Source organism: Pseudomonas sp. P4_B3, from assembly GCF_056402295.1.
On sequence record NZ_JBFUHR010000007.1, the window covers coordinates 217,291 to 238,826 of the forward strand.

The following is a 21,536-nucleotide window of genomic DNA, read 5'->3' on the forward strand; positions in this document are numbered from 1 at the left end:
AATACTGAACGGGTGTTTTTATTGAAACCGCCGGGTGCATGCTGCATTCAGGAGCATTAAAAAATGAATAACTCCATCATTGGTACATTGGAAGAAAGGCGCTGCTCGGCCTTGGCCGATTTTTATCTGGGGCAAGTGGCGCCCAATGATCCTGATGCCAGGGAGCTTAACCTGACGTCGCTGGATGATTTATACCAATATTTGTTATTGGACAGTCAGGTTGGCCAGGAACCCGATACTTCGCGGCTGGCTGAAGCCATTGCTTGCCTTCAACAGTATATAGGTGCTGTCTACGGTGGTCTGGAACCCGGTCATGCAACAGAGTTCACTCAAGAAGAGTTAATTGCCTGGCATCAGCGCTATTGCAATGTCAGTGATTGGGCCGGTTATCAGGTGTTGCTCGATTATCCGGAAAATTGGTTGAATCCGACGTTGCGTCTTGGAAAGTCCGACTCGTTCAAGGAGTTGGAGAATAACCTGGGTCAAAGTACGCTCAATGAAGCGGCTGTACAAACGGCGCTGTTTGAGCATTTGAAGAATTTTGAAGAGGTGTGCAACCTCGATCTGGTTTCGGGCTATATAAATAGTATCGACGGTACGGGAACTGGAAAGGGTCAGAGTTTCAAAAATGCCGACTATTATTTTATTGGTCGGCAAAGGGTACAGCCTTTTGGCTATTTCTGGCGCAAAGCCCATGTCGATTTAAATGGCGATAGAAAATTTCTTGACCCTGCGGCCTGGACCGAGTGGGCCCCCATCACTATACCAACGGCGAAGGATACGGTGGAAATGCGCCCAGTATTTTTCGCCGGACGCTTGATGGTGGTTCAGGTTGAGCGTTTGGAAATGGTCGATTTTACGATCGAGTATGAAGGTGGTCATTTTAAAGTAAATGGTTGGTGGGAGTTTGAGATAAAACTTTCCTATCTTGCTGCGAACGGAGTATGGTCGACTCCGACGAGCCTAGGGAAAAAGAAGCTGAAGCATTGGGTCGGTGACCCTCCAACGAAGTTGGTAGTTGTGAACTATGTTGGCGAAAAAAGCAGCGATGATAGGCTGGCTATATGTTTTGCTACTAAGGGTCTTAATGAAGAATGGGATTATTTTGTCGCGGCGAGAAATTCTATATTCGATGACGCGCTGCGTCCCAGCGATAACTTTAAGTTGCTGATTTCTGACCAGTTCGCTGAGACCTGGTTGCAACACAATTTGAAAAATGGCGCGGTCACCCTCGGTGATGCACCACTGATCAGCAAGCAGAAATCCGGGGCACAGTTCCTGGATATTTCAAAGTTGAAAATCACCGACTTCAAATGGATTCGCCTCAATTCTCTTTTTGCTCCGGAACTCGTAGCCAAAGCGGCTATCTCCATTGATGACATCCTGAGTTGGGTTACTCAGAACACAAAAGAACCATTGCCGGTTGAAGGCATAAATGACGAAATTAAATGGGCTCCCATCGATTTCAACAGTGCCCACGGCACTTTTTATTGGGAACTGTTCTTTCACCTGCCATTCCTGATTGCCCATCGGCTCTGCGAACAGCGCAACTACCATGAGTCGCAACGCTGGTATCAATACATATTCAACCCGCATATTCGCACCGACAGCAACCGCGAAGCGGTTCCCGGTGAGCAGTTCTGGTTTTGTCGCCCATTGCTGGAAGAGGGCAGTATCAGCTTCGAGGCCAAAGGGTTGGTTGACCCTGATGCCATCGCCTTTTCCAATCGGATTCACTATCGCAAAGCTATTTTCATGGGCTACGTGCGTTGCATCATCGCGCATGCCGACTCGCTTTATCGTCGATTGACCCGTGACAGTCTGACGGCGGCGAAATTGCAATATGTGCGTGCGTTGTCACTGATGGGGCCGGCACCCACAGCAAAGGCCATGAGCCACTGGAAACCGCAGTCAGCCAAAGACATTCTTGACGACCTGGCCGAAACCGTTTCGCCCCTGGAATCGTTCGCGGGAACACTTGATGTCGATGTCGCGAACCTGCCTGCCCGCGTCGAGGGCACACCCGATTTTGAAATATTGAAGCTGGGTGTCTTTCGTCCATTCACCAACGAGCAGTTGCTGGACACCTGGAAGTATATTGACGAGTGCTTGTGGAACATGCGGCATAACCTGACCATCGATGGCAAACCGATGATGCTGGCGCTGTATGCTCCGCCGACGAATCCACTTGATTTGCTTCGCGCTCAGGCTGGCGGTTCATCGGGGGCAACGCGCAATGCGGGAGGGTGGAAGACTATTCCGCATTATCGATTCCGTACCCTGCTGTCCACGGCACAAAATGCAGTGCAAACGCTGATCGGCTTTGGTCGGGAAGTGCGTCAGCTGATGGAACAGCGTGACCGTGGGCAGTTGGAGGAGCTGCAGCAGAGTCATGTCATCGCGCTGGGAGCACATGCCAGGACCATTCAGGAGGAAACGATCAAGCAAATGGAGGCCTCGCTGCAGGGGCTTAAACAAAGTCAGAAAATGGTTGCAGAGCGGGCGGGACACTATAGAGAACTCAGTAGAAGTGCACTTCTGGCTTTGGAAGTAGGAGGGGATTTGTTGTCAGTTAGTGGCAAGGTATTACGTGCCGCTACCATTGCACCCAATATTGCGGCAGGCGCTGTAAAGTTGGTACCGACAATCTTCGGTCTCGCCAATGGTGGCATGCAGCCTGCGGGACCTTTGGAGGCGGCGGGTAACAGTCTGCATGCAAGTGCCAGTATCCTCGATGCAGGGGCAGAAATACTTCAGCGAACAGCTTTTTATGCCCGTCGAGAACAAGAATGGGACTTTGCAGAAGGACAGGCCAATAGTGAGTTGCTGGTCCTTCAGGAACAGCTGACAGCACAACAACACTCTCTCAACGCAGCTAGAACCAGCCTGGCGCAAACACAAAAAGCCAACGACCAGGCCCAGGAAATTTTTTCCTTTTACAAAACCCGGTCCACCAATGTTGAACTCTATCGTTGGTTGCTGAGCCAGATGGCCACGTTGTACTTCCAGGCTTACGACGCCGTGGTGAGCATTTGCCTGAGTGCGCAAGCCAGCTTTCAATACGAGATGGGCGATTTCGACACGCAGGTCATTCGCCCTAATGTCTGGATGGATCATCACCATGGCCTGAGTGCGGGCGAATCCATGTTGCTTGACCTGTTGCGTCTGGAGCGTATGTATCTTGAGCGAAACGAACGCCGGCTGGAGCTGACCAAAACCATCTCTTTGCGCGATCTGTTCGAGAAAGCAGAGTTCATCTCAGGGAAAGACTGGGCAGCAGTGATAGCCGAACTCGAGAATGGCAAACTTGAATTTAACTTTTCCCAAAGATTATTCGACAGTGATTATCCCGGCCATTATTGCCGGCAGATCACGAGTGTCTCGCTGTCTCTGCCCGCGGTGCTCGGTCCTTATCAGGATGTTCACGCCATTTTGACGCAAACCGGCAGTACCACAGTACACAAAACCGATATCGACTCACTTGGCTGGTTGTATGGCGACGGAGAGGAAATGCCGCCACCGGGGATTTTTCTGAATCCGCGCCCCAACCAGCAACAGGGAATCAGCCACGGTCTGGATGATTACGGTTTGTTCCAGCTGAATTTTGGTGATGAACGTTACCTTCCATTTGAAGGAACAGGAGCGGTATCGCATTGGCACTTCGAATTACCACGACCCAAATCGCCAGACCAGATCAAACTGATCGACAGCCTGACAGACATCATTGTGCACGTGCGATACCTGGCGAAGGTCGGAGGTTCAGCCTACACCAAAGCTGTTCTGGACAAACTGGGTGATTGAGGGTGGCGCTGCCCTGAGGGCTTTGGGGCGTTAGCTTGACAACCGGGTCGAATTCATCGACCTCGCAACTGTTGATTGATAGAGGTGAATGCATCATGAACGATGATGATATCAAAGGACGCAATTTGATTTTACGCGGCAACTTTCCCGCAGACTGGAAGAGCTTCTGGACGCATGATGGCGTGGGAAACGCAGTGATAATGAAAGATGAGAGCGTAGGCAACTACTTGGCAATGAATAGCCTTGCAAAGGTGGAACAGAAAATAGATACGGTCACTTTTTCCGAATCTCAGATGACGGGAGTAGCGTATCGGATTGCCTTTATGTATGAAAACTATCTCGACGGCGAGAATTCAAAAGTCGTAGTGATAACCAGCAAGGGAAAAGAATTCCCTATTGACCTGAGTGGCAAGACTGCTGATCAGACGCTTGCCGATTGGAACCACTATGACCTGAATCATCTGGATGTTTTTGAGGCGGGGGATACCGATTTTACTGTGCAGTTGCATGGTTCTAAAAAAGCCGGTACGGCCGCACTGCGTATGGCAAATGTTGAAGTGGATGTGAAACTAGTCCCTCTTGCACTAAAAACTATCCAACTCGACGACAGGGTTTACGAACCGCGGAGCTTGCGTGTTTTATCGTCGAGTTGAATGACCGTCAACAACGCGGCGGGAAAACTAATTGAGAACGCCCCCTAGATCGATCCTGCTTTTTTTCTACTCAAGTAGTGTGTGACCAGAGCAGGGCCCAACTGATCAGGTCGGGCATCCACCACCTGCACTCCATGAGCACTCAACTGCTCATGGAGTTCTGCCCGCGCATTCAGGTAATCAACCGTGCCGCAATAGGCCAGAGCCTCCTGCAAGGTTTGCACCGGTGTCTGGCGCAGACAGTCGAGCACGTCTTCCCTCAGGCTGGCGACGATCACCCGGTGCGCCTTGCCCATGCGATTGACGGCGGTCAGCAAATCTTCATCGTCCTCAACGCGCAAGTTGGTCACCAAGACCACCAGCGCCCGGCGCTGCTGTCGAGCCAGTAACAGGCTGGCAGCGGCCTGATAATCAACACTGTGGTGAGTGCTTTCCAGGTCATAGACCGTGTTGAGCAGTGTGTTGAGATGGCTGGTGCCTTTTACCGGTGCAAGGTAGCGCGGCTGTTCGCTGGCAAATGTACTCAGGCCCACCGCGTCGCCCTGACGCAGCGCGACGTAGCTGAGCAACAAACAGGCGTTGAGGGCGTGATCGAAGTGCGACAGCTCATCATCCTGGCTGCGCATGTGCCGGCCGCAGTCGAGCATGAAAATGATCTGTTGATCGCGCTCATCCTGATACTCCCGGGCAATCGGCGTACGCTGGCGGGCGGTGGCCTTCCAGTCGATCTGGCGCAGGCTGTCGCCTTCGCGAAATTCCCTTAGCTGGTGAAACTCCAGGCCCAGGCCGCGTCGTTGTCGCTGGCGCACGCCGAGCTGGCTGAGCCAGTTGTCCACCGCCAGCAGTTGGCCACCGTAGAGGCGGGCGAAGTCGGGGTAGACGCGGGTGTGGTCGGTCACGCTGAGCAGACGTTTGCCGGACCACAGGCCCAATGGGCTTGGCAGGTTGATTTCGCAGCGTTCGAAGCTGAAGTGACCGCGCTTGAGCGGGCGCAGGCGATAGCCAACCTCGCTGTGCTGGCCGGGCTGAAGTTCGACCGACAGGGGAAGGTTCTCGAAGCTCAGGCCGTTGGGCACATGATCGAAGATCTGAATGTTCAGTGGTTGGGGGAGGTCATGCACGACCTCCAGTCGCACTTCGCTCCAGCGACCCAGCGCCAGGCTACCGGGCATTTGTCGTCGTACACGGGGGGAGGGCAGGCGTTGGAGGCGGATGGCGTCGAGTATTGCCAGTGCCAGCAGCGCCAGCAGCAATCCCCAGTTGATCGACAACAGGCTCGAAGGAACGGCGACGTCCAGCGCCCGCAATGCACCGAGCACGATGCCGATGACCAGCAGCAGTGCCAGCCAGATCAACAGCAGGCGCGAGGGTTTCATGGTGTAACACCGTGCAGCCAGATCAAAAGATCGCCGCCTTCGGCAGCGCCTACAGGTGCACACCTTCGACGTAGGAGCTGCCGAAGGCTGCGATCTTTTATCCGGGCCACGACGTTCAAACCCGAGGCGCCGGCACTTGGTCGAGCAGTTGCCGCAGCACGTGATCTACATCCAGCCCTTCGATATCCAGCTCCGGCGCGATGCGTACGCGATGGCGCAGCACCGCCAGCGCGCAGCCCTTTATGTCATCCGGAATCACGAACTCGCCACCGCGCAACAAGGCGCGCGCCCTAGCACATCGCACCAGTGCAATGGACGCCCGAGGCCCGGCGCCGAGGATCAGGCCGGGCCAGTTGCGGGTGGAGCGGGCCAGGCGCACGGCGTAATCGAGCACCTGATCGTCCAGCGGCAGGTCGCTGGCGATGCGTTGCAGGGCCAGTACATCCTTGGCCTGCAACAACGTACGTATCGGTTGGACATCGAGCATGTCGGCCCGGGTCGAGCGGCTGACCTGACGGACCATGTTCAACTCCTGGTCGGCGTCGGGGTAATTCATGCGTACCTTGAGCATGAAGCGGTCGAGTTCGGCTTCCGGTAGCGGATAGGTACCTTCCTGTTCGATGGGGTTTTGCGTGGCAAGCACCATGAACGGCTGCGCGATGGGCAGAGCACGACCTTCGAGGGTGACTTGCCGTTCCTGCATGGCTTCGAGCAGCGCCGCCTGGGTTTTCGCCGGGGCGCGGTTGATCTCGTCGGCGAGTAGCAGGTTGGTGAACAACGGGCCCTTGCGCAGTTTGAATTGCTCAGTCTGCATGTCGTACACCGCGTGCCCGGTGACATCGCTGGGCATCAAGTCCGGGGTGAACTGGATGCGCGCGAATTCACCGCCGAAGCAGCGAGCGAGGGCGCGCACCAACAGGGTCTTGCCCAAGCCCGGTACGCCTTCGAGCAGCACATGGCCGCCGGCGATCAGCGCCGTCAGGACGTCGTCGATCACGCTGTCCTGGCCGATCAAGGCTTTTTGCAACTCATGGCGTACGGCCTGGGCCAGGTGGCTGGCACGCTGACGTTGTTGAGTGGCATGACTCGCTGCGTCGGGCTCGATCGGTTGACTCATAGGGCGTTCCTCAAGGATTGCAGATGGGCGACCTGACGGCTGAATTCAACGCTGGTAAGTCGTTGCTTCGGTCGCGGGCTCATGGCCTGGCTGATAGCGCGTGTGGGTTGGCCGGTCAGGCGCGCGAGCACTAGCCATTGTTCGGCAACGGCGAGTTGTTCAAAGCCGGGATGGCGACGCCGCATGCGCCGCAGGATGTCTTGCTGCAAGGCTTGCAGCAGGCCGGCCTGACCGTTGTGACGCAACAGGAAGTCGGCACTGGCGCGCAGGTGCTCCTGCAGTTGCCGGCGTGCTTTCGGCGCCGGCTCCAGCAATGGCCCCTGACGCACACCGAAGTGCCAGAAACCCAGACCGATCAAAGCGAACAACGCGACCAGCGCCTGGGGAAAATAACGCAGCAGCAAGGTCGGCAGGCTGTCGTGATCGGTATTGAAGATCAGCGTCACGCGGGTGTCGGCGGTCAGGTACCAGAGCAGCCAGGCATTGTCGTACTGGTCGATGGCCGGGGTTTTCCACAAGTCGGCATCGGTGACCACGATGATCGAGCCGAGACCGTAACCGAGCTGCATCATGTGTGTGGCCCCGGCGCTGTTGGCCCAGGCCTGGGCGAGGTTTTTCGGGTCTTCGAGATGGAACGCGGTATCGAAACCTGCATAGGCCGGGGCGTCTTCGTTTTCCAGATAGAGCTTGGTCAGTTCCGGGTACGGATCTGCGCCGACATTGGGTGGCGCTGCCTTGAGGTCCTTACTCAGGGACTGGTGCAGTTGCACCCGATCGAGCAGCAGGTCATTGCTATGACCGCGTTTTTCATCCCACAGCGCTTCGGCGACGAACAGAAGCCGCCCGCCGGCCCGGGTCCAGTTCATCACCTGGTCGATCTGCCGTGGGGTCATGTTGTAGCGCTCTGCGAGCAACAGCAGGCTGTGTTGATGCGGGTCGAGGCTGGGCAGGATGTCGAGGCCATTGGCGTGGTCGACGCTCAGGCCTTGCTTGCGCAGGAACAGCTCCGCCGCCAGATATGGGTTGGCCCTGGCTTCGGGGGCGGGACCGTGGTCGATGTCGGTCTGGTAGGGGGTTGCCTTGAGGTACAGATAAACACTCAGCGCTGCCAGCAACACGGCGATCAACACCCCGGTTATCGCCCCCCAGCGCCGATTCAACGGACAACCTGCGAGCCGAACAGAACGCGCCAGCCGTTACACAGTTCCTGCTGCACCTGAGCGGGCGGCAGGCGATGACCGTAGGCCATGTTTTGCCAGTGCCCGGTCAGGTTTTTGCTATAGGCCAGCAAGGCCGGTTGCTGTAATAGTTCGATACGCTGAAGCACTTGGCCTTCAGTGTCGGCGGACTTGAGCGCGATGTTGAAGTCGTGCAACAGACGGCTGAGCAGGGCACGATAAAGCAAACCAAGCGCTTCACGTGGATGAGTCTGCCAAAGACTTTCGGCGTGGGCGGCGATGTCGGCGGGCAGGGATTCGGGCTTGAGGTCCATGCCGAATGCCTGCTGCGGTAATAGCCCCGTGGCTTTGTTGACGGGGATCGGTCGGAGGCTGACGAACGCCTGCAACCAGTCGCGATAGCGCCAGATCAACAGGCCGACGGCACCCATGACGATGCCCCACAGCACGATTTCAATCAGGGTCGCCAATGCCCCGAAGCGTTGCCCCTCGAACAGCTTCAACAGCGCCTTCAACCATTGCAGTGTCTTGCCATCGTCCGCGGCTTCAGGACTCGGTTGCTCTTCGCCAAAGCGGTAGCGCGTCACCGTTTCCCGGTTCTTGAAGGGCGGCTGCTCGAGGATCGACTTGATGCTGTCCCTGGAGGCCTGGCTGGTCAGGGGCTGGTCCAGCAAGCGCGGGCTGTCGGGTGAGATGGCCGGTTCGGTGGCCCATGCGCTGTGGTTGGGCGACATCAGCGCAATCACGGCCATCAACAGGACAGCGCCTGCACTGACGAGGCGTTGGCGCATTCGGCGGAACACCAGTTCGATATCCCAGGCCTCCAGCACGGTGCGCCGGTTCAGGTACAGACTGAAACCGCAGGCGACATAGATCGGTTCCCAGACCACCAGCACCAGTGCATAAAAGGCGTTGGTCAGGTGTTCCAGCCAGAGCCAGTCGTGGGTGGCTGCCGAGATCAGCGACTGCCAGCTCCAGTCGAGCGCGACCTGCTGTGGCAGGAGCAGATAGAACAGCACCATCAAGCCGATCCACAACGCGCCTTCCAGGTGCGCGCCGATGATCGTCAGCCAGCGTGCGGTGCCGGCGTCCCGCTGCAACAGCACCTGTAGACGCTGCTGCCGTTGCTGGCCGTTGAGCCCTTCGAGTTGCACCACCGGCATCACGAAACTGCGGGGCAAACTCAGGCGTCGCCAGGTCAGGCTGGCCAGCAATTGCGGTTTGAGCAGGCGTGGCCATTGGCGCAGGGCCTGCTTGAGCGTGGGCGTTTCACCGAACATGGCTTGGGACAGGATGTATAAGGGCAGGCGTTCGAACGCCGGCTTCAGCCACCAGAAAATGAACACGGCGAGAGAGGGCGAATCCCAGAATCCCCAACTGAGCAGCACGAAAATGGGCAAGGTGACCATGGCCCAACTGGTCATCAACAGGCGTCGGTGGCGCTGGCTCTGGAGCACGCCGAGGTCCAAGGCTTCCCAGGTCGAGCGCGGGCGAATCACCACAGTGGCGTCACTCAGGCGCATGGCGGCGACGTCCGGCAAACACGAGATAAACCACCACCAGCAACCAGAGCGCCGCGCCAACCAGGTACTTGGTCTGGTGTGAAGGGGCGCTCATTGACGACCAATAGGCTTCGATAAACGCTGCGATCAACAGAAACAGCATGACTCCACAGACCAGCAGCACACTCTTGCGCGCCGCCAATCGCAAGGCCTCGGCGCGTGGCAGGCGCCCCGGGGCGACCAACGCCCAGCCCAGCTTCAGGCCGGCGGCACCGGCCAGGGCAATGGCGCTGAGTTCGAATGCTCCATGGCCGATCACGAATGACCAGAAGGTTTGCCCGTAGCCGACATAGGTCAGGTGCCCGGCCACCGCACCGATCATCAGGCCGTTGAAAATCAGGAAAAACACGCTGCCCAGGCCGAACAGCAAACCGCTGGTGAAGGTCTGAAAGGCAATGCCGATGTTGTGCATGATGTAGTAGCCGAACATCGCCCAGTCCTCACTGGCGGCTCGTTCCGTCGTGCGCCCGAGGTGACCGGCAACGGGGTCGTACATGCTTTGCATCTCGCTGACCTGCTCGGCGGGGATCAGGTTGTAGACCAGGTCCGGGTACAGGTACACCAGCAGCGCGAAACCGGCCAGGCTGGTAAAGAACATCAGGTTGGCGGCGAGGACGAAACGCCACTGTTCGCGCACCAGTCGCGGAAAGTCGGCCAGGATGAATGCCAGCACGTTGGCGCCCAAACGGCTGCGATGACGGTAAAGCTGTTGGTGTCCGCGCAGCACTTGTTGCTGCAGGGAGTCGATCAGGAAACTGCTGTAGCCACGCTCCCGGGCCAGTGCCAAGTGGTGGCAGAGGCGTCGGTAGTCCTTCGGGAAGCTGCCGGCGTCGGTGGCTTTCCTGTCGTGCTCCAATTGCTCGAGCAGGTGAGTGAACTGTTCCCATTCGGCCTTGTGCCGGCTTTCAAAAAGGCTTTGCTTCATGTCGGCCCCAAAAAGCCGCGGGCGATACCGTTGAGTTCGGTCACCGCCTGCGGGGGCTGGACTTGCAATGGTTGGGCGAGGATCGCGGCCAGTTCATTGACCCGCGCTTCGGAGAGTTCGCCCTGGCGCTCGGCAAACCCGATGATGGCCCTTTGCTCGGTGAGTGTCAGGACAAAGGCCGGGCGGCGGGGTTGGGCTTCGGGGAGTTCGGGGCGGGCGTGCGTTTGTTCGCGGTAGATCACCAGGGTCCCGGCGGTGATATCGCCGAGACGCTTGAAGTGGGGATGTTGCAGGCAACTGATGGCCCCGAGGAAGTAACCGAAGGGCAGCAGGTCGACAACGCGCAACAGGTTTCGCAGCAGCGACGCGGACCAGCCAACCGGGGTGCCATCGTCGTGCACCACCCGCAGCCCCATCCATTGCTTGCCCGGCGAGCGGCCGTGGTTCAGTACCTCGAACAGCACCATGTACCACCAGCTCACCACGAACAGCAGGATCGACCCGATCCCGGCACCCAGTTTGCCCAGCATCGCCAGTGCAATGAACAGCAAGCCCAGGACCAGGCCGCGCAAACCAAGATCGATGGAGAAGGCCAGCGCACGGACCATCAACCCGGCCGGGCGCAGTGGCAGGTCGACGCCCTCCGGCGTTTCGACCTGGTACCGCGTATCCAGCGGCGGTGACAGCGGCACATTCCCTGGCAGTGCTGTGGTCTCGAACATGGGCAACCTGATGATGTGGCCTGGATCGGGATTCTGTGTCTATCCGATGCTAGCAGCCTATGCGGGGGGAAACGACATAACTATGTATTGCATGCTGAGTCGCGCAAGGTGCTTGAATGACAAGACTACTGGCCGGGGAAGGAGGTGAACGCCTAGACTTTGCCGATCTTCAGTTCAGGAATCGCCCGTGACCTCCATTTTCTGGTACGACTACGAAACCACTGGCATCAATCCCCGTTGCGACCGTCCGTTGCAAATGGCCGGCCTGCGCACCGACTTCGATCTCAATGAAATCGACGCGCCGGTCAATCTTTACTGTCAGCCCAGTGACGACATCCTGCCGCATCCGGCCGCCTGCACCATCACCGGAATCACCCCCGGGCAACTGCAGGCGCAAGGCTTGAGCGAAGCCGATTTCATGACCCGGGTGCATGCGCAGCTGGCCGCGCCCGGCACCTGTGGCGCGGGGTATAACACCTTGCGTTTCGACGACGAGATGACCCGCTACAGCCTGTACCGAAACTTTTTCGACCCCTATGCGCGGGAGTGGCAGGGCGGCAACAGCCGCTGGGACCTGATTGATGTGGTGCGCGCCGCTTATGCCTTGCGCCCCGATGGCATGGTCTGGCCGACCGATGACGAGGGGCGGGTCACGCTCAAGCTTGAACGCCTGACCGCTGCCAACGGCATCGACCATGGCAATGCCCACGAAGCGCTGTCGGACGTTCGCGCGACGATCGCCCTGGCGCGCCTGATACGGGAAAAACAGCCAAAGCTGTACGACTGGCTGTTTCAACTGCGCAGCAAGCAAAAAGTCATGGACCAGATACGCCTGCTGCAACCGCTGGTGCATGTTTCCGGGCGATTTTCGGCCGCGCGCAGCTATGTGGGTGTGGTGTTGCCACTGGCCTGGCACCCGCGCAACAAGAACGCCCTGATTGTCTGTGACCTGCACCTCGATCCCCAGGGCCTGCTCGATCTGGATGCCGAAAGCTTGCGTCAGCGCTTGTATACCCGCCGTGACGAGCTGGCCGAAGGTGAGTTGCCGGTGCCGTTGAAGCTGATTCACATCAACAAGTGCCCGGTGGTGGCACCGTTGTCGGTACTTCGCCAGGAAGATCAGCAGCGTCTGGGGCTGGATATGGCGCTGTATCAGCAGCGGGTGTTGCAGCTCAATGACGCCCGGAAAGTTTGGCTGGATAAAGTCCTGGCGATCTATGCTCGCGAAGATTTTTCCCAGAGCCAGGATCCGGAGCAACAGTTATATGATGGATTTATCGGTGATCGGGATCGGCGATTGTGTGAGCAAGTCAGAACCGTTGACCCGATGCAATTGGCACAAGAGCAGTGGCCTTTCGATGACGAACGTTTGCCTGAATTGCTGTTTCGATATCGCGCACGTAACTTTTCCGACACGTTGAATTCCGAGGAGCAAGAACGCTGGCGAATATTCTGTCAGAAACGTTTGTCAGAACCCGAGTGGGGGGCGCCAAATACCCTTGAAAGTTTTGTAGAAGCCGCGGCCCAATTGAGCGTTAGTGCCACTCCGTTTCAGCAGGGGGTGCTCAGTGAGTGGCAGGATTATGTCCAGGGATTGCGTCAGCGTTTGCGTCTTTGAAATCGAACATGCCAGGGCTTAAAACACCGGGCATAAAAAACGCCAGCATTTGCTGGCGTTATTTTTTGTCACGGATCCGTCTGCGACAAGCTCTGAAGCTTAGCCCAGCAGGGTAGCCCAGCCTTCCACCACGTCACCGCCCCACTTGGCTTTCCACTCTTTCAGAGTCTTGTGGTTGCCACCTTTGGTTTCGATGACTTCACCGTTGTGCGGGTTTTTGTATTGTTTAACTTTGCGAGCACGCTTGGTGCCGGTAGTTTTCACTGCACCGCCGCGTGGTGCCTTGGTTTTGGATTCTGGATCCAACAGCGCGATGATGTCGCGCAGGGATTTCGAGTATTCACCCATCAGGGTGCGCAGTTTGCCTTCGAATTCCAGCTCGGTTTGCAGTTTGTCGTCTTGGGACAGGTTCTTCAAACGGGCTTGCAGCTCTTTGATAGCTTCTTCGGTGGCGCGATATTCGTTGATCAAGGACATGTGGACTACCTTATGTTGTGCGCTGGATGGCAGGTGACAGTGCGGCAATAATAGTCACGGTGTTTCATCAAGTAAACATTTAAGCCAACTTTATTTAATTTAATTGCTGTGTCTTTGGCGCACATCTGTAATGCGTTTATTAGTGTGGTCCAGGTCTGCCGGATATACATAATTTAACAAATGACCCGCACCGCTAGAGCATCCGGGCGAACCGGCATCTGCGCTATCCATCCTGCCGCACCGACCTTCCTGCGGGGCGAAACGTCAACAATACTGCAGTTTTGCTGCGCAATCGCTAGAATGGCGGCCTTTGCGAAGTTCTGGAGTTTCCCCCTCATGCGCACTTTTCGTCTGGTGATTTCTTGCCCGGACCGTGTTGGCATCGTTGCCAAAGTCAGTAACTTTCTGGCATCACACAACGGCTGGATCACTGAAGCGAGCCATCACTCGGACAATCTCAGTGGCTGGTTCTTCATGCGTCACGAAATCCGTGCCGACTCCCTGCCATTTGGTATCGAAGCGTTTCGTGAAGCCTTTGCCCCGATCGCCGAAGAGTTCTCGATGGACTGGCGCATCACCGATACCGAGCAAAAGAAACGCGTGGTCCTGATGGCCAGCCGCGAGTCGCACTGCCTGGCCGATTTGCTGCACCGCTGGCACAGCGATGAACTGGACTGCGAAATTTCCTGCGTGATTTCCAACCATGATGACTTGCGCAGCATGGTGGAGTGGCACGGTATCCCGTACTACCACGTCCCGGTCAATCCGCAGGACAAGCAGCCGGCCTTCGCCGAGGTTTCGCGCCTGGTCAAACAGCACGATGCCGAAGTGGTGGTGCTTGCCCGTTACATGCAAATCCTGCCGCCGGAGTTGTGCAGCGAATACGCGCACAAGGTCATCAACATTCACCACAGCTTCCTGCCGTCGTTCGTCGGTGCCAAACCGTATCACCAGGCCTCCCTGCGTGGCGTGAAGCTGATCGGCGCGACCTGCCACTATGTGACCGAAGAGCTGGATGCCGGCCCGATCATCGAGCAGGACGTGGTACGCGTCAGCCACAGCGACAGCATCGAAGACATGGTGCGTTTCGGCCGCGATGTCGAGAAGATGGTGCTGGCCCGTGGCCTGCGTTATCACCTGGAAGACCGGGTGCTGGTGCACGGCAACAAAACCGTCGTCTTCTGACAGGCCTGCAGCACAGTTGAAACTCGAAGGGTCTGGGCGTTCAATCGCTTCAGGTCCTTCGCCGTTTCTGCACCGAGGACATGACCATGGCCGATCCACTGGACAAAGCCACATCCAAGGCTCCCGCCACGCTGGGCGAGGGTTGCCTGAGCCGCTACGACCCGGAGGACATGGGGCCTGAAACGGGTACGGAGTTTCCTGACGCCGCGCAGTTGTGGGAACAGTTGCAGCAAGAGCCCGAGGACAAACCTAAGCCTGCCTGAGTTTCATCAATTTCATCAGCAGCGGCCGGCCCAGCATCAGCAAAAACACCGGCCCACCGACCAGCAAATAGAAGTAGTACGTCACCGCCCGCCAAATCAGAATCGCGGCCGCCGCCGTGGACTTCCCGACCATGGGGGCCAGCAACGCCGCCGATGTCAACTCCGCCGCCCCGGCTCCGCCCGGCAGAAGGCTGAATTGCCCGGCGCTGAGTGCCAGCATCTGGATCAGAAAAGTCCAGGCCCACTGCAAATCCGCGCCGAGCCCGCGCAACGCCAGGTACAGCACGCTGTAGCGCAGGAGCCAATGCACGCAGGTCAGGGCGAATACCTTGATCAAGGTCTGCACGGGCAATTTCAGCGTGTCGGTAAACGCCGCCAAAAACTGCAGGAGCTTGCGCGCCCAGCGCATTCGCGTGGCCGCTTTGACATTGACTCGGGCGAGCCATCGGCCGCTCAGGCGAATCAATAAACGGTGATACCGGGCCACCAAGACGCAACTGATCAGACCGCCGAACAGCGAAACGGCGCTGACCATCAGCATCCATTCCATGCGCTGGCTCAGGTGTTGGAACAGGGCGTAAATCAGAATCCCGCTCAGGGCACAAAGGAAAAACAACAAGTCGCTCATCTGGTCCATGGCAAACACCGCAGTGCCCTTGGCCGGACGTACGCCGTAACGTGCCAGCAAAGCCATGATCGTCAGAGGCCCGCCGCTGCCGCCGGGTGTGGCGCAATAGGCAAATTCGGCGGCAATCACCACACCGAGGCTCCTGAGCCGGCTGACCTTGTCGCATTGATCCCCCAGCAACAGGCGTAGACGCAGGGTGTTCACGCCCCAGCACAGCAGGATCATGCCGAACATGATCAGCAACCACGGTAGCGGAAAACCGGTCAGCCGGGACCAGGTTTCGCTGCCGCCCAACAGTAATGGAATGAGCACTGCCGCGAGCAGGCCAACGAGCAACAGCAGTCCGCGACTCATGCGATGCACCCCAGTTGGTCGTTCTGCAGCGCCAGCCACTGGGCCTTGGTCATCGGAACACGTCCGTTGTCGAGCAGGCGCTCGAGGGTTTGTAGCCAATATCGGCGCGAGAGCTCATGGCGCATGTCCACCGGGTGCAGGCCCAGGCGAATCACCGGGGCCTGCTGCCAGCGTTGTTCACGGCAGTCGCTGACGAGCTTCGATAGGCCCCGGCGCCAGGCACTGCGCGCACTCCAGACCAGCCCTGGCGCCTCGAATGCGGTGAAATCCGGCAGCCGGTACAAGTGCTGCGAGTCGCTGGTGTAACTCAACGGCAATTGGCGCAATGCCTGGCGAGTGCCTTGGCTCATCAGCCAGGCAGGGGCGACGAACCCCTCCAGCGGCCAGTCATGGCGGTGGAACATCTCGATGCCCGAACGCAGGCGGGCGAGGGCGGCTTCCTGCGACAAACGGTAAAACTCGCCTTCGTAGGTGTACACCCGACGCATGAACCAGTCTCGGGGATTGCTGGCCATCGGCCCGTCGTCGCAGTGGAAGTAGCCATGCAGCGCCAGTTCGTCGCCCCGGGCGAGCCTGGTACTGAGCTGGCGGCGAAATTGCGGATGGGCGTCCAGGTTGTTGTGTTTGTGGAAGTCCGGGACCACCAGCCAGGTGATCGGCACGCCACCCAAGGCGTCGACAGCTTTGACGAACGGCTGATAATCGGCCCAGGTTGGCGGTGCCACGTCGTGCAGTACCAGCAGTAAAGCGGGACTGTTCATGGACTCAACCATTGGCTGTCAGCGGCCATTGGCTGCCAAGCACGGCGTGGTAGTGGCGCAACAAGCTGTTGACCACCGTATCCCAGGCGTAATGCCGTTCGACATGCAATCGCGCCTGTTTGCCCAGCGTTGTGTTGCCCGACCCGAACAGTTCTCGAACGGCGGTGGCCATCGCGGCGGGATTGTTCGGCGCGCAGAGCCGGCCGCAGTCCTCGGTGACGATTTCCTTGAAGGCCCCGGCCGCCACGGCCACCACCGGAATACCGCTGGCCATGGCCTCCAGAATTACCAGACCGAAGGTTTCCTGATCGCCGGCGTGCAACAGTGCATCGGCACTGGCCATCAGGCGGGCAACTTGTACGGCCGGGCAGAACTCGTCGATCACCGTCACGTTGGACGGCACGGCCGTGGGCATCGACGAACCAACCAGCAGCAGGTGATAGCGTCGGCCCAGGCGTTTCATGCAGTCGAGCAGCACCGGCAGGTTTTTTTCCTTGGCGCCGCGCCCGGCGAAGATCAGCAACCGGGTGTTTTCGTCCAGGCCCAACTCGGCCCGCAGCCCGGGGTCTCTGGCATCGGGATTGAAGGTTTGCAGGTCGACGCCGAGCGGTTGCACAAACACATTCTTGACTCCAAGCCCGGTGAGCTTGTCGGCCATGACCTGACTGGGCGCCAGTACGCGGTCAAAGTTGCCGTAGAGCTTGCTGACATAGGCCTCGACGTTGTTGGTCACCCAATGGCCCATGCGGTTGCTGACCAGCAGGGGCAGGTCCGAGTGATAAAAGCCGATGACCGGCACATCGAGTTGGCGCCGCGCATCCAGCGCCGCCCAGGCCGTGAGATAAGGATCGCCGACTTCGATCAGGTCGGGCTGCAAATCCTGCAAGACATTGCGCCAGGGCGCGAGGCGCAGAGGGAAGCGATAGCCCTTGCCGAAGGGCAGGGCAGGGGCCGGAACGGTATAAATACCATCCTGTTCGCTAAAAGAAGATCCGGGAATCAACAAACTGTGGCGAATGCCCGGTTTGATGCCCAAACGACGGTGCTTCGCATCCAGATAAGTGCGTACGCCACCGCTGGCAGGGGCGTAGAACATGGTGATGTCAGCGATATGCACGATGAACGATCCTCCAGTCCCGGTACTCCCTTGGTTGACCTATATGAAGGATAGATGTTCGGTTGGAGTTGTGCGGGTGGGGGCAGTGAGGGTTGAGACGAGGCCTTCGCTGGCAAGCCAGCTCCTACAGGCTTCACGCTAAACCCTGTAGGAGCTGGCTTACCAGCGAAGAGGCCAGTTCAGGCGCTAGATACGGAAGCTGCCTACCAACTGCTTCAGCCGCGCCGCCTGCTGCTCAAGGTCCGAGCACGCGCGCAATGTCGATTGCAGGTTTTCCACGCCTTCCTGATTCAGCGTGTTGATCTCGGTGATGTCGACGTTGATCGACTCCACCACGGCGGTCTGTTCTTCGGTCGCGGTGGCTACCGACTGGTTCATGCCGTCGATTTCACCGATACGCAGCGTCACGCTGTTCAGGCGTTCGCCCGCGAGGTTGGCGATTTCCACGCTGTCCTGGCTGTGGCGCTGACTGTCGCTCATGGTGCTGACCGACTCTCGGGCGCCGACCTGCAGCTCCTCGATCATGGTTTGCACCTGTTGTGCCGATTCCTGCGTGCGATGTGCCAGGTTGCGCACTTCGTCCGCCACCACAGCAAAACCACGACCGGCTTCACCGGCACGGGCGGCTTCAATCGCGGCGTTGAGCGCCAGCAAGTTGGTCTGTTGGGAAATGCTGGTGATCACTTCGAGAATCTGCCCGATGTTCACCGTTTTGCTGTTCAGCGACTCGATGTTGGAACTCGATGCGCTGAGCATGCTCGACAGTTGATTCATCGCCACGATGCTGCGGTCCACCACGTGTTGACCATCCTCGGCCAGGCTGCGGGCATCGCTGGCCTGGCTCGACGCCTGGGCGGCGTTGCGGGCAATTTCCTGGGCGGCGGCGCCGAGCTGGTTGATGGCGGCTGCGACGCTGCTGGTGCGCGAGGCTTGCTGGTCGGAGTTGAACATTGACGAGTTGGAAGCCGCGACCACGCGCAACGCCACTTCGTTGACTTGCCCGGTGGCCGAGGACACTTCGCGGATCGAGCCGTGAATGCGCTCGACGAAGCGGTTGAACGCGGTGCCGAGGGTGCCGAATTCGTCATTGTTCTGGATGGTCAGGCGCTTGGTCAGGTCGCCTTCGCCGTCGGCGATATCAGCCATGGCGCGGGTCATGACGTGCAAAGGCTGGATCAGGATGCGAATCAGCATGCCCAGCAGGGCGATGATGATGGCCACGGCAATGACGGTCGCAACGACCGCCGAGGTGCGGAACTCGCTGAGCATCGAGTAGGCTTTTTCCTTGTCGACTGAAACACCGATGTACCAGTTGACCGATGACAAGCCTTTGATCGGGGTGAAGGTCACGATGCGGGTTTTGCCGTCGACCTGGATTTCGCTCATTGTGCTGCTGATGGCCGGCGTGTCTTGCGGGTAGACATCCTTGAGCATCTTCATCGCCAGCGCTTTGTCGGGATGTACCAGGATCTTGCCGTCGGAACTGACCAGGAAGGCATACCCCATGCCGTCGAAGTCCAGCGTGCCAAGGCTGTCGGCGATCACCTGCAAGCTCAGGTCGCCACCGACCACGCCGATGTTCTGGCCGTCCTTGATAACGCTGTCGACAATGGAAATCACCAGTTGGCCGGAGGCCAGATCGATATAAGGCTCGGTTAATGCCGAACCGCTGCTGCCTTGCGCGCTCTTGTACCAAGGGCGTGCACGGGGGTCATAGCCATCGGGCATCTTGCTGTCGGGGCGAATGATGAAAGAGCCATCCTTGTTGCCGAGGTAGGCGCCCATGAAGGTCGAGGTCACGGCTTTTTGTACCAGCAGCCTGGAAACGTTGTCCGCATCGGGGTTGAGCGCGACAGTTTGTGACAGGTTTTCAATCAGCAGGCTGCGCCCGTTCAACCAGGTCTGGATATTGTTGGCGGTCACTGCGCCCATTTCCTGCAGATAATTTTCCAGGTTTTCGCGAATGGCATTGCGCTGCAAATAGTCGTTGTACAGCGTGAATGAGGCGAAGGCGGCAATCACAATGAGGGTGGCGGCAAGCAGGATTTTATGGCTGAAACGCAGATTTTTGTTCATGGCTTGGGGTTCCGCTAAGGTCTTAATGTCCAGCGCGTGCTTTTATAAAGGGGCGCACAACGGGCAAGGTTGAAAGCAAGTGAATTTTCCGACTCTCCTTAGGGAAATTTCCGACCAGATCGTGTCTGACTGCTTTGTCAGCTATCTCTATCGGCCGTGTAGGACCAAAGATTAATCATGGGTGACCAAATGCCTGACTCTCTGCAACTCGTTATCGGCGCCGATCTCAAAGGGCAGTCGATTGCCCAGGCCATGCGCCTGGCGAACCGCCACGGTTTGATCGCGGGCGCGACCGGCACTGGCAAAACCGTCACTTTGCAACGATTGGCCGAAGCCTTCAGCGATGCCGGCGTGGCGGTGTTCGCCGCTGACATCAAGGGTGACCTGTGCGGCCTCGGCGCCGCCGGCAATCCCCAGGGCAAGATCGCCGAGCGGATTGCCGGGATGCCCTGGCTCAACCACAAGCCTCAGGCTTATCCGGTGACGTTGTGGGACGTACACGGTCAGTCCGGTCATCCTTTGCGCACAACCTTGAGTGAAATGGGGCCGCTACTGCTAGGCAGCCTGCTGGAACTGACCGACAGTCAGCAGTCGGCGCTGTACGCCGCGTTCAAGGTGGCGGACCGCGAAGGCCTGTTGTTGCTCGATCTCAAGGATCTGAAGGCGCTGCTCAATCACCTGCGGGACAACCCCCAGTTGCTGGGTGACGATGCGGCATTGATGACCACCGGCTCCAGTCAGGCATTGCTGCGGCGTCTGGCGACCCTGGAGCAACAGGGCGCCGAAGCCCTGTTCGGCGAGCCGGCGCTGCAACTCGAAGACATCCTCCAGCCCACTGCGGACGGTCGTGGGCGCATTCATTTGCTGGATGCCAGCCGTCTGGTGCATGAAGCGCCGAAAGTCTACGCGACGTTCCTGCTGTGGCTGCTGGCCGAGCTGTTCGAGCAGTTGCCGGAGCGTGGCGATGCCGACAAACCGTTGCTGGCGCTGTTTTTCGACGAGGCTCACTTGTTGTTCAACGGTACGCCCCAGGCATTGCGCGATCGTCTGGAACAAGTCGTGAGGCTGATTCGTTCGAAAGGCGTGGGCGTGTATTTCGTCACTCAGTCGCCGGGTGACCTGCCGGATGATGTGCTGGCGCAGTTGGGCTTGCGCATCCAGCACGGTCTGCGTGCGTTCACCGCCAAGGAGCAGAAGTCCCTGCGCGCGGTGGCCGAAGGTTTCCGGCCGAATCCGGCGTTCGATACGTTGTCGGTGCTGACCGAGCTCGGGATCGGCGAGGCGCTGGTCGGCACCTTGCAGGAAAAAGGTACGCCGGAAATGGTCCAGCGGGTGCTGGTAGCGCCGCCGCAATCGCGGATCGGGCCTTTGACCGACGCCGAGCGCACGGCGCTGATTGCCGGTTCGCCGTTGCAGGGGCGTTATGACAAGCCGATTGACCGTGAATCGGCCTATGAGGTGCTGATGGGGCGCAAGGGGTTGGCACCTGAGCCCGAAGCGGAGCAGGGCAAACAGGAACCGAGCTTCACCGAGCAGGCCGGAGAGTTTCTTGGAACCGCAGCGGGTCAGGCCTTGAAATCAGCGATGCGACAGGCGGCGAATCAGCTTGGGCGACAGTTGGTGCGCGGCTTGATGGGCTCGTTGCTGGGCAGCAAAAAACGCCGCTGAAAGCAAAAGATCGCAGCCTTCGGCAGCTCCTACATTTAAATTTGCGAGCAACCCG

17 protein-coding genes and 1 pseudogene are annotated in these 21,536 nt (G+C 58.5%); 6 read left to right on the plus strand and 12 right to left on the minus strand.

Annotated features, from left to right (window positions below):
* The first annotated feature begins 63 nt into the window (after positions 1 to 63).
* Both AC1DWG_RS09765 and AC1DWG_RS09770 read left to right on the plus strand, forming a co-directional pair.
* Complete coding sequence (locus AC1DWG_RS09765) at positions 64 to 3,801, plus strand: Tc toxin subunit A-related protein (RefSeq protein WP_477787705.1); 3,738 nt, start codon at positions 64 to 66, stop codon at positions 3,799 to 3,801.
* 95 nt (positions 3,802 to 3,896) lie between these two features.
* A complete protein-coding gene (locus tag AC1DWG_RS09770) occupies positions 3,897 to 4,454 on the plus strand; it encodes a hypothetical protein (protein ID WP_477762755.1) in 558 nt (185 codons plus the stop codon).
* A 44-nt stretch (positions 4,455 to 4,498) separates the two neighbouring features.
* Here AC1DWG_RS09770 and AC1DWG_RS09775 read toward each other — a convergent pair whose 3' ends face one another.
* From AC1DWG_RS09775 to AC1DWG_RS09800, 6 genes are all read right to left on the minus strand, one after another.
* Positions 4,499 to 5,830 (minus strand): DUF58 domain-containing protein, encoded by a 1,332-nt coding sequence (locus AC1DWG_RS09775; protein ID WP_477762756.1) that lies wholly within the window; start codon positions 5,828 to 5,830, stop codon positions 4,499 to 4,501.
* Between the two features lie 115 nt (positions 5,831 to 5,945).
* A complete protein-coding gene (locus tag AC1DWG_RS09780) occupies positions 5,946 to 6,947 on the minus strand; it encodes an AAA family ATPase (protein ID WP_477762757.1) in 1,002 nt (333 codons plus the stop codon).
* Complete coding sequence (locus tag AC1DWG_RS09785) at positions 6,944 to 8,107, minus strand: DUF4350 domain-containing protein (RefSeq protein ID WP_477762758.1); 1,164 nt, start codon at positions 8,105 to 8,107, stop codon at positions 6,944 to 6,946. Before AC1DWG_RS09785 ends, AC1DWG_RS09780 begins: the two co-directional genes overlap by 4 nt.
* On the minus strand, positions 8,104 to 9,648 hold the full coding sequence (locus AC1DWG_RS09790; protein WP_477762759.1) for a DUF4129 domain-containing protein: 1,545 nt from the start codon (positions 9,646 to 9,648) through the stop codon (positions 8,104 to 8,106). The genes AC1DWG_RS09785 and AC1DWG_RS09790 overlap by 4 nt, the downstream gene beginning before the upstream one ends.
* Complete coding sequence (locus AC1DWG_RS09795) at positions 9,635 to 10,612, minus strand: stage II sporulation protein M (RefSeq protein ID WP_477762760.1); 978 nt, start codon at positions 10,610 to 10,612, stop codon at positions 9,635 to 9,637. The genes AC1DWG_RS09790 and AC1DWG_RS09795 overlap by 14 nt, the downstream gene beginning before the upstream one ends.
* A complete protein-coding gene (locus tag AC1DWG_RS09800; protein WP_477762761.1) occupies positions 10,609 to 11,334 on the minus strand; it encodes an RDD family protein in 726 nt (241 codons plus the stop codon). Before AC1DWG_RS09800 ends, AC1DWG_RS09795 begins: the two co-directional genes overlap by 4 nt.
* 187 nt (positions 11,335 to 11,521) lie before the next feature.
* Between AC1DWG_RS09800 and sbcB the strand changes: the two genes are divergently transcribed.
* Positions 11,522 to 12,952: an exodeoxyribonuclease I gene (sbcB, locus tag AC1DWG_RS09805; RefSeq protein ID WP_477752546.1), complete on the plus strand. Its 1,431-nt coding sequence runs from the start codon at positions 11,522 to 11,524 to the stop codon at positions 12,950 to 12,952.
* 99 nt (positions 12,953 to 13,051) lie between these two features.
* On the opposite strand, the gene mvaT is transcribed toward sbcB, so the two are convergent.
* Positions 13,052 to 13,429 carry a histone-like nucleoid-structuring protein MvaT gene (mvaT, locus tag AC1DWG_RS09810; RefSeq protein WP_007933316.1) on the minus strand — a complete coding sequence of 126 codons (378 nt, stop codon included), beginning with the start codon at positions 13,427 to 13,429 and terminating at the stop codon, positions 13,052 to 13,054.
* 336 nt (positions 13,430 to 13,765) lie between these two features.
* Here mvaT and purU point away from each other — a divergent pair, with 336 nt between their 5' ends.
* Complete coding sequence (purU, locus tag AC1DWG_RS09815; protein WP_007993692.1) at positions 13,766 to 14,614, plus strand: formyltetrahydrofolate deformylase; 849 nt, start codon at positions 13,766 to 13,768, stop codon at positions 14,612 to 14,614.
* Between the two features lie 86 nt (positions 14,615 to 14,700).
* Complete coding sequence (locus AC1DWG_RS09820) at positions 14,701 to 14,877, plus strand: hypothetical protein (protein WP_477762763.1); 177 nt, start codon at positions 14,701 to 14,703, stop codon at positions 14,875 to 14,877.
* Here AC1DWG_RS09820 and AC1DWG_RS09825 read toward each other — a convergent pair.
* The 5 genes and pseudogenes from AC1DWG_RS09825 to AC1DWG_RS09845 form a co-directional block, all read right to left on the minus strand.
* Positions 14,864 to 15,859 carry a lysylphosphatidylglycerol synthase transmembrane domain-containing protein gene (locus AC1DWG_RS09825; RefSeq protein ID WP_477762764.1) on the minus strand — a complete coding sequence of 332 codons (996 nt, stop codon included), beginning with the start codon at positions 15,857 to 15,859 and terminating at the stop codon, positions 14,864 to 14,866. The genes AC1DWG_RS09820 and AC1DWG_RS09825 overlap by 14 nt on opposite strands.
* Complete coding sequence (locus AC1DWG_RS09830; protein WP_477752542.1) at positions 15,856 to 16,632, minus strand: DUF2334 domain-containing protein; 777 nt, start codon at positions 16,630 to 16,632, stop codon at positions 15,856 to 15,858. Before AC1DWG_RS09830 ends, AC1DWG_RS09825 begins: the two co-directional genes overlap by 4 nt.
* Complete coding sequence (locus AC1DWG_RS09835; RefSeq protein ID WP_477762766.1) at positions 16,625 to 17,737, minus strand: glycosyltransferase family 4 protein; 1,113 nt, start codon at positions 17,735 to 17,737, stop codon at positions 16,625 to 16,627. Before AC1DWG_RS09835 ends, AC1DWG_RS09830 begins: the two co-directional genes overlap by 8 nt.
* A gap of 186 nt (positions 17,738 to 17,923) precedes the next feature.
* Positions 17,924 to 18,688: a methyl-accepting chemotaxis protein gene (locus AC1DWG_RS09840; protein WP_477752566.1), complete on the minus strand. Its 765-nt coding sequence runs from the start codon at positions 18,686 to 18,688 to the stop codon at positions 17,924 to 17,926.
* Positions 18,689 to 18,781: 93 nt separating this feature from the next.
* Positions 18,782 to 19,813 (minus strand): annotated as a pseudogene (locus AC1DWG_RS09845) (HAMP domain-containing protein); the annotation flags it as partial.
* A gap of 189 nt (positions 19,814 to 20,002) precedes the next feature.
* Here AC1DWG_RS09845 and AC1DWG_RS09850 point away from each other — a divergent pair.
* Positions 20,003 to 21,481 carry a helicase HerA-like domain-containing protein gene (locus AC1DWG_RS09850; protein WP_477762767.1) on the plus strand — a complete coding sequence of 493 codons (1,479 nt, stop codon included), beginning with the start codon at positions 20,003 to 20,005 and terminating at the stop codon, positions 21,479 to 21,481.
* Positions 21,482 to 21,536: the final 55 nt, after the last annotated feature.

Excerpts from the sequence above, each read along its gene's own strand:
- AC1DWG_RS09765 (WP_477787705.1), top strand. The coding sequence starts at position 64 with ATGAATAACTCCATCATTGGTACATTGGAAGAAAGGCGCTGCTCGGCC.
- AC1DWG_RS09770 (WP_477762755.1), top strand. The coding sequence starts at position 3,897 with ATGAACGATGATGATATCAAAGGACGCAATTTGATTTTACGCGGCAAC.
- AC1DWG_RS09775 (WP_477762756.1), bottom strand. The coding sequence starts at position 5,830 with ATGAAACCCTCGCGCCTGCTGTTGATCTGGCTGGCACTGCTGCTGGTC.
- AC1DWG_RS09780 (WP_477762757.1), bottom strand. The coding sequence starts at position 6,947 with ATGAGTCAACCGATCGAGCCCGACGCAGCGAGTCATGCCACTCAACAA.
- AC1DWG_RS09790 (WP_477762759.1), bottom strand. The coding sequence starts at position 9,648 with ATGCGCCTGAGTGACGCCACTGTGGTGATTCGCCCGCGCTCGACCTGG.
- AC1DWG_RS09795 (WP_477762760.1), bottom strand. The coding sequence starts at position 10,612 with ATGAAGCAAAGCCTTTTTGAAAGCCGGCACAAGGCCGAATGGGAACAG.
- AC1DWG_RS09800 (WP_477762761.1), bottom strand. The coding sequence starts at position 11,334 with ATGTTCGAGACCACAGCACTGCCAGGGAATGTGCCGCTGTCACCGCCG.
- mvaT (WP_007933316.1), bottom strand. The coding sequence starts at position 13,429 with ATGTCCTTGATCAACGAATATCGCGCCACCGAAGAAGCTATCAAAGAG.
- purU (WP_007993692.1), top strand. The coding sequence starts at position 13,766 with ATGCGCACTTTTCGTCTGGTGATTTCTTGCCCGGACCGTGTTGGCATC.
- AC1DWG_RS09820 (WP_477762763.1), top strand. The coding sequence starts at position 14,701 with ATGGCCGATCCACTGGACAAAGCCACATCCAAGGCTCCCGCCACGCTG.
- AC1DWG_RS09825 (WP_477762764.1), bottom strand. The coding sequence starts at position 15,859 with ATGAGTCGCGGACTGCTGTTGCTCGTTGGCCTGCTCGCGGCAGTGCTC.
- AC1DWG_RS09830 (WP_477752542.1), bottom strand. The coding sequence starts at position 16,632 with ATGGTTGAGTCCATGAACAGTCCCGCTTTACTGCTGGTACTGCACGAC.
- AC1DWG_RS09840 (WP_477752566.1), bottom strand. The coding sequence starts at position 18,688 with ATGTTCAACTCCGACCAGCAAGCCTCGCGCACCAGCAGCGTCGCAGCC.
- AC1DWG_RS09850 (WP_477762767.1), top strand. The coding sequence starts at position 20,003 with ATGCCTGACTCTCTGCAACTCGTTATCGGCGCCGATCTCAAAGGGCAG.